Here is a 7,582-nt window from a genome sequence, read left to right as displayed (position 1 = left end):
CTGGAGTTCGATCTCGACGACCGCAGCGATCTGGCGACAAGAGCACGCGAATTGGCCTGGACGGCAGCCGAATCGAAAGCCAGACAGTTCGCATACCTGGCAGACAAAGATCTGGTCGAAGTCCTCGAGGTGCTCGAGGACTTCGACCAGATCGTGCCGATGCGCGGACGTGTCGCGGCGATGAAAGCGGATTCGGCCCCGATAGCCGTCGAACGCGGAGAGATCGAAGAATCGATCTCGGTCCGCGTTCGATGGGCTATGGCGTGACAACAGTAATTCAGAAGACGCGGCCGGCAGTAGACCAGCCGGGCTTGCGGATCAGCGAGTGAGGTTCTTCTCCTCGTTCTTCTCTTCGCGTTCTTCTTCGAACTTCTGCTCGGCGTCGGGGGTTGCCATGTCGATGGTGGTGCGCAACGGACGGTTCGGGATGAAGATGACCGACACGAGCGTGACCACGGCGACGACCGCTGCGACCAGGAAGATCCGTCCTGTTGCGTCGCCGTAGGCGAACCGAACGATCTGCGAGACGAAGTCAGGCATATTGCTCAGGTCGAGGCCGTCCTGGAGGCTCTTGCCAGCTACTGCCTGCTGCTCGGGCGGCAAGGTGGAGACCGAATCGACTGTCAGTGTCTTGACGCGGGTCGCAAGAATCGAACCGAGCACCGACACGCCGATCGCGCCGCCGAAGGTGCGGAAGAACGCCACGATACTGCTGGCCGCGCCGATGTTCTCGACGCTGACCGTGTTCTGCACGGCGAGCACGATGTTCTGCATCAGCATGCCGGTACCGAGACCCACGATGGCGATGAAGATTCCGATTGTCCACAGGCTGGTTGCGTGGTCGATCGTCGACAGCAGCCCGAAACCGACCAGCAGCAGAACTGCGCCGGCGACGATGAAGGGCTTCCACTGACCGAACTTGGTGATCAGCTGGCCCGAGCCGACCGAGGCGACGAGCATGCCTGCGACCATCGGAATGGTGAGCAATCCGGCTTCGGTGGGATCGAATCCGCGTGCGGTCTGGAAGTACTGCGTCAGGAACGTCGTCGCGCCGAAGAGGCCGACACCAACTGCGATCGAGGCGATGATCGCGAGAGCCGTGGTGCGCTCGGTGATGATCTTGATCGGCAGGATCGGATCCTTGACCTTGGATTCGACGAACATCGTCAGGCCGAGCAGGGCCAGACCACCGATGACGAAGAAGGCCGACTCCTTCGAGAACCAGGCGTAGTAGTCGTCCTGACCGGCAAACGAAACCCAGATCAGCAGGACGCTGACACCGGCGGTGAGCAAGGTGGCGCCCATCCAGTCGATGGAGACGTTGTCCTTCTTCACGGTCTCGACGTGCAGTGTGCGCTGAAGCAGGAACAATGCGATGACTGCCAGCGGAACACATACGTAGAAGCACCAGCGCCAGCCGGCAGTGTCCACGAGGACGCCGCCGAGGATCGGTCCACCGGACATCGAGACGGCCATGGCCGCACCCATGTATCCGGAATAGCGACCGCGATCTCGCGGCGGGATGATCGTGCCGATGATGGCTACGACGAGAGCGGTCAGACCGCCCATACCGATGCCCTGGATGACACGCGCACCGAGCAGCAACGGAACGTTGTGCGCCGCGCCGGCGATGACCGAGCCGATCACGAAGATGACGATCGCGGTCTGGACCAGGACCTTCTTGTTGTAGAGGTCGGCAAGCTTGCCCCAGATCGGCGTCGACGCCGCGGTGGCGAGCAACGCTGTCGTGATGATCCAGGCGTACTGCGTCTGAGTTCCGTGCAGTTCACCGATGATCGTGGGAAGCGCTGTGGAAACGATGGTGCTACTGAGCAGCGCGGTGAACAGCGCTGCGATGAGTCCGGTGAGTGCTTCGAGAATTTCGCGGTGAGTCATCGCGCCCGCTTCGCGAGCCGATCCGTCACCTCCGGTACTTGCCCGGGTTTCTCCTACTGTTGCTGCCATGTGCCTTATCTCCCAATACTTTCTACGCCCGTGTGCGGAACTGCCGGTGAGGCCTGCCGATTCGATGCGCCGAACGTCTCGTTGAGACGTTGCAGCGATGTCACTGCGGCCATGGCCTCTTCCTGGCTCCAGTCTTCGAGCATGTTGCGCAAACGCGCCGCACGCCGCTGCGTGGTTCTCCGTAAAACGTCGTGTCCCGCTTCCGATACTCGGATGCGGAACGCCCGCTTGTCAGCCGGATCGGGATTTCTCTCGACATACCCAGCGTCGACCAGATCCGACATTTGTCGGCTGAGCGACGACTGACTGACACACAGATCGACGGCCAATTCGTTCTGTCGGCACTCCCCACGCGCTGCCAGCATGAACAACACACTGACCAGCGCAGGCGGCAGCAGGCTGTCTGCACCGGTGGTGACCGCGGCTCGCAGCGATCTGCCGAACATGAAGATCGTGTCGACGAGCGCTTGGGCCGTCTCCGGCTGTACCGACATTGCCTACCCCTGAATTCGAGTGGCCCGAACGAGCCGTGACTTGAAAACGGAAAACTACTTGCAGAACGAAACTATACGATTAGTTGCGTAATGCAAGCAACTGTTGTGAACGCGAGAAGCGTCACACCGTTTCAGGGAAAGATTTCGGGACGTCTCAGCGTTCGAGAAGCGCGATGCACTCCATGTGGTGAGTCTGAGGGAACGCGTCGAACGCCCGGAGGCCACCGATTCTGAAGCCCTGCTCCAGGTAGAGGCCGATATCGCGACCGAACGACGCCGGGTCGCACCCGATGTGGACTATCCGCTCAGCGCCCGTTGAGGCGAGAGCTTCCACGACCTGACGGCCGGCCCCCGCACGTGGCGGGTCGAGTACGACGACAGCAGGCGAACGCTCCAGATCCGCGATGATGTTCTCGACGCGGGCGCTGTGGAAGCGCACCTGACCGAGATCGGACAGCGCTGCCTGCCCGTCCGCGACTGCACGCGCCGAAGATTCGACCGACTCCACCACGCCGGACGGACCGACAAGCTCGGCGAGCGCAGCTGCGAACACGCCGACACCGCCGTAGAGATCCCAGGCCGTGTCCGCGGTAGCGGCTCCGGCCCACTCCCCGACCACCTGTGAGTACGCGGCCGCAGCGCCGCGATGGGCCTGCCAGAAACCGGTCGCGGCCAGCGCCCATTCTCGACTGCCGACGCGCTCGATCACTGTGTCCGATCCGATGGCAACTCGGGTCTTTCGCGGGCCGCCGCTTGCCACTCGGCGTGCCATCGCGCCGCGTCGCCCGGGCGTCCGCCGTCCCGTCCTGGACACCGCGGGTGCCGCGATTTCCACGACGTGCCGCTCGCCGGCAGCGTCGAGAACGACCTGCAGCTCGCTACCTGGCGCCCACTGCGCACCGCCGAGACCGTCGTACGCGCTCTGATCGATCTGGGTGCACCGGAGGTCTGTGACGATCCGGTTGCTGCGGTACGCGTGGTATCCGGCGACACCGTGCCCGTCCACCGCCAACCGGACTCGCGTGCGCCAACCCGTTCCGTCTCCGGTTCCGGGCAGTTCCTCTACCTCGACGTCCGATTCGACACGAGCCAGTCGCAGAAGCTGCTCCCGCACGACCGAGGTCTTCATCTCACGTTGGACGCTCAGATCCGCGTGCGAGTAGTCGCAGCAGCCCGCCCCGCCCGGGCCGGAGATCGGGCATGTCGGATCGATCCGATGCGGAGAAGCGTCGAGAACGGTGATCGCGTCGGCGCGGCAGAACGATCCGCCCTTGTCCTCGGTCACCCGGACCAGCGCCCGCTCCCCCGGCAAACCGTGACGGACGAACACGACCCGCCCCTCGTGCCGGGCGACGACGAACCCGCCGTGACCGGGGTTGCCCAGATCGACCTCGAAGGTCTGTCCGGTCCAATTCTCACTCAACGAACTACGCCTGCCATTTCGATGTTGCCGATCATTTTTCGCCGGTGATCATTTCTCGCCGGTGTCGTAACCGCGACGCGTGGCACCTGCGGTCTTCTCGATGTCGAGCGGCTTCGCCTTTGCCGACGAACTCAGCTGCCACGGAACGCTGGTCACCATCACGCCGGGCTGGAAAAGCAGACGACTCTTCAGACGAAGCGCGCTCTGATTGTGCAGGATCTGCTCCCACCAGTGTCCGACGACGTACTCGGGAATGAAGACGGTGACGACGTCACGCGGAGCATCGCGTCGTACACGCTTGACGTAATCGAGAACCGGCTTGGTGATTTCGCGGTACGGCGACTCGATCACCTTGAGCGGAACCGTCACGTCGCTCTTCTCCCACTCACGCACGAGTGCACGGGTGTCGGGCTCGTCGACGTTGACCGTGATGGCTTCGAGGGTGTCCGGTCGCGTTGCTCGCGCGTAGGCGAGAGCTCGCATCGTCGGCATGTGCAACTTCGAGACGAGCACGATCGAGTGCGTGCGGCTGGGCAGTACGCCGTCCCACTCCTGCTCCTCGAGCTCGGCTGCGACGCTGTCGTAGTGCTTGCGGATCATCTTCATCACGATGAAGATCGCGACCATCGCGACGATGGCGATCCATGCGCCGGCAGCGAACTTGGTGATCAGAACGATGATCAAGACGGTGGCGGTCATTGCCAGACCGATCGAATTGATCACTCGCGAGCGCTGCATACGGGCCCGCTGCGCCTTGTCGGTCTCGGACTTCAGATGCCGAGTCCAGTGCTTGATCATGCCCGTCTGGCTGAGCACGAACGAGACGAAGACGCCGACGATGTACAACTGGATGAGCTTGGTGACCTCGGCGCCGAACACCACGACGAATGCGATGGCAGCACCGGAGAGGAAGAGGATTCCGTTGCTGAATGCCAGTCGGTCGCCGCGCGTGTGCAGCTGACGCGGTAGGTACCGATCCTGCGCCAGGATCGATCCGAGTACCGGAAATCCGTTGAACGCGGTGTTCGCGGCCAGAACCAGGATCAGTGCCGTGACGATCGCCATGAAGAAGAAACCGATCGGGAAACCACTGAACACGGCTTCGGCGATCTGCGCGATCAAGGTCTTCTGATGGTAGCCCTCCGGCGCTCCGACCAGCTGTTCCTGCGGATTGTGTGCGTAGACGATGCCTATCTTCTGAGCCAGGATGATGATGCCCATCAGCAGGACGATGGCGATCGACCCGAGCAGCAGCAAGGTCGTGGCAGCGTTGCGCGACTTCGGCTTCTGGAACGCCGGTACGCCGTTGCTGATGGCCTCGACGCCGGTCAGTGCGGCACAGCCCGAGGAGAATGCGCGGGCGATCAGGAACGCGAAGGCAATTCCGTACAGATGCGAATCCTCGGCGTTGAGCGTGAACGACGACGATTCCGCGTGCACATCCTCGCCGAGGACGTAGATCCGGAAGAATCCCCACCCAAGCATCAGGAACATGCCGACGATGAATGCGTAGGTCGGAATTGCGAACGCGGTCCCCGATTCACGGATACCGCGAAGGTTGACCGCGGTCAGCAACACGATCGCCGCAACTGCGAACAACACCTTGTGCTGCGCGACGAACGGTAGCGCCGAGCCGATGTTCGACGCAGCCGACGAGATCGACACGGCGACCGTCAGCACGTAGTCGACCATCAGCGCACTACCGACGGTCAGACCGGCGGTCGGGCCGAGGTTGACCGTCGCGACCTCGTAGTCGCCGCCACCGGAGGGGTATGCGTGGACGTTCTGGCGGTAGCTCGCCACCACCACAGCCATGACGATGGCGACGGACAATCCGATCCAGGGGGTGTACGCATACGCGGAAATACCCGCGACGGAGAGAACCAGGAAGATTTCTTCGGGGGCATACGCGACGGACGACATCGCGTCGGACGCGAAGACCGGTAGTGCAATTCGCTTGGGTAGCAGCGTGTGCCCGAGTTTGTCGCTTCGGAACGGCCGACCGAGCAGGAGCCGCTTGGTAGCGGTCGAGAGCTTAGACACGTGCAAAGCGTAAGCCGTCTCGCCCGATTCGGAGTCATCAGAGCCCCAACTTCACCTTTTGTCGTGACAACCGGCACGCGAGCGACCGTTGTACTTGCTCTTCCCGTGAGGGGCTGTACCGTTCGATTCGGCGTGCAATCGCGCCATGAGGGTCCATGAACGGAGTAGGGCGTGTATGTCGTCATCATGGGGTGCGGTCGAGTGGGTTCTTCCCTCGCCGCGTCTCTGACCAGGATCGGACATGAGGTCGCCGTCATCGACCGCGATCAGAGTGCGTTTCTGCGTCTCGATCTCGACTTCCCGGGAACCAAGGTTCTGGGAATGGGGTTCGACCGTGACGTGCTGGTCCGGGCGGGAATCGAGCGGGCCGACGCCTTTGCCGCGGTGTCCTCGGGAGACAATTCCAACATCATCGCAGCGCGAGTCGCACGCGAGACTTTCGGCGTCGAACGCGTCGTCGCACGTATTTACGACGCCAAGCGTGCCGCCGTTTACGAGCGACTCGGCATTCCCACGGTCGCCACCGTGCCGTGGTCGACGGATCGTTTCCTGCACACGTTGACCAAGGAAAGTCAGACTGCGAAGTGGCGCGATCCTTCGGGCACTGTCGCCATCACCGAACTTGCCCTGCACGAGGATTGGGCGGGCAAGCCGATCGCGCTCCTCGAGGGCGCGACCAGTTCGAGAGTCGCCTTCATCATCCGCTTCGGGACCGGCATTCTCCCCGACCGCAAGACTGTCATCCAGGCCGACGATCAGGTCTACATCGCCGCCGTGTCGGGAACCGTCGCCGAAGCTGTCGCACTGGCCGGCAACCCGCCGCCGAGCGACGACTGAGGGAGGCCGCAGATGACTGATCCGTACGCCGCCCCCCACAACAAGACTGCGACTGTGTTGCACTACAACGTGATTGGAAGTTCTCGATGAAGGTCGCCATCGCCGGAGCCGGCGCCGTAGGCCGTTCCATTGCGCGAGAGCTGATTCGAAGCTCACATGACGTCATGCTGATCGAACGCAAACTCGATCACATCGAACCGGAGTCGGTGCCCGAGGCGAAGTGGGTGCACGCGGACGCCTGCGAACTCAGCAGACTCGAGGACGCGTCGATGGAGTCGTACGAGGTCGTGATTGCCGCGACCGGAGACGACAAGGCAAACCTGGTCCTCAGTCTGCTCGCGAAAACCGAGTTCGGTGTTCGCCGAGTTGTCGCCCGCGTCAACGATCCCCGCAACGAGTGGCTCTTCGACGAGTCCTGGGGCGTGGACGTCGCCGTCTCGACACCGCGGATGCTCGCTTCGCTCGTCGAAGAGGCCGTCTCGGTCGGTGACCTGGTCAAACTGATGACACTGCGGCAGGGACAGGCCAACCTCGTCGAGATCACGTTGCCCGACAACACACCTCTTGCCGGAAAAGCCGTCAAGAAACTCGAACTTCCGCGAGACTGCGCACTGGTCACCATCCTGCGTGGCGGACGCGTGATCGTCCCGCAGATGGACGATCCCATCGAAGGCGGGGACGAACTGCTCTTCGTTGCGGCCGTCGACGCCGAGGATCAGCTGCGCGTTGCACTCCGCCTGGAGAATTGACCGACGAACACACTGACGACGAAAGGGAATCACATGGCACAAGCGCCCGAAAACACCGTAGTCACCGACAA

The 7,582-nt window shown here is 62.6% G+C and carries 7 protein-coding genes; 3 read left to right on the top strand and 4 right to left on the bottom strand.

The genetic code is table 11. The features are described 5' to 3' along the window. On the top strand, positions 1-267 hold a 267-nt coding region (locus tag A2J01_RS13485; protein WP_156519267.1), incomplete at its 5' end, for an SIMPL domain-containing protein. 51 nt (positions 268-318) lie between these two features. Here the strand turns inward: A2J01_RS13485 and A2J01_RS13480 are convergent. The 4 genes from A2J01_RS13480 to A2J01_RS13465 all read right to left on the bottom strand — a co-directional run bounded on the left by A2J01_RS13480 (position 319) and on the right by A2J01_RS13465 (position 5,925). After that, entirely contained in the window at positions 319-1,965 is a 1,647-nt protein-coding gene (locus tag A2J01_RS13480) for an MDR family MFS transporter (protein WP_007732863.1), read from the bottom strand. A 5-nt stretch (positions 1,966-1,970) separates the two neighbouring features. Further along, the gene (locus tag A2J01_RS13475; protein WP_064112884.1) at positions 1,971-2,459 is read right to left on the bottom strand and encodes a MarR family winged helix-turn-helix transcriptional regulator; all 489 of its coding nucleotides are present in this window, start codon (positions 2,457-2,459) and stop codon (positions 1,971-1,973) included. Between the two features lie 154 nt (positions 2,460-2,613). Then, complete coding sequence (locus tag A2J01_RS13470; protein WP_064112883.1) at positions 2,614-3,882, bottom strand: class I SAM-dependent RNA methyltransferase; 1,269 nt, start codon at positions 3,880-3,882, stop codon at positions 2,614-2,616. Positions 3,883-3,930: 48 nt separating this feature from the next. After that, on the bottom strand, positions 3,931-5,925 hold the full coding sequence (locus A2J01_RS13465; protein WP_007732857.1) for an APC family permease: 1,995 nt from the start codon (positions 5,923-5,925) through the stop codon (positions 3,931-3,933). 171 nt (positions 5,926-6,096) lie between these two features. Between A2J01_RS13465 and A2J01_RS13460 the strand changes: the two genes are divergently transcribed. Beyond that, complete coding sequence (locus A2J01_RS13460) at positions 6,097-6,762, top strand: potassium channel family protein (RefSeq protein ID WP_003942587.1); 666 nt, start codon at positions 6,097-6,099, stop codon at positions 6,760-6,762. Between the two features lie 86 nt (positions 6,763-6,848). Further along, a complete protein-coding gene (locus A2J01_RS13455; protein ID WP_003942632.1) occupies positions 6,849-7,511 on the top strand; it encodes a potassium channel family protein in 663 nt (220 codons plus the stop codon). The last annotated feature ends 71 nt before the right edge of the window (positions 7,512-7,582 follow it).

It is taken from the genome of Rhodococcus sp. EPR-134 (assembly GCF_001647205.1).
Taxonomy (GTDB): Bacteria; Actinomycetota; Actinomycetes; order Mycobacteriales; family Mycobacteriaceae; genus Rhodococcus_F; species Rhodococcus_F qingshengii.
This window is presented reverse-complemented; position numbering and strand designations above follow the sequence as displayed.

Excerpts from the sequence above, each read along its gene's own strand:
- A2J01_RS13480 (WP_007732863.1), bottom strand. The coding sequence starts at position 1,965 with ATGGCAGCAACAGTAGGAGAAACCCGGGCAAGTACCGGAGGTGACGGA.
- A2J01_RS13475 (WP_064112884.1), bottom strand. The coding sequence starts at position 2,459 with ATGTCGGTACAGCCGGAGACGGCCCAAGCGCTCGTCGACACGATCTTC.
- A2J01_RS13455 (WP_003942632.1), top strand. The coding sequence starts at position 6,849 with ATGAAGGTCGCCATCGCCGGAGCCGGCGCCGTAGGCCGTTCCATTGCG.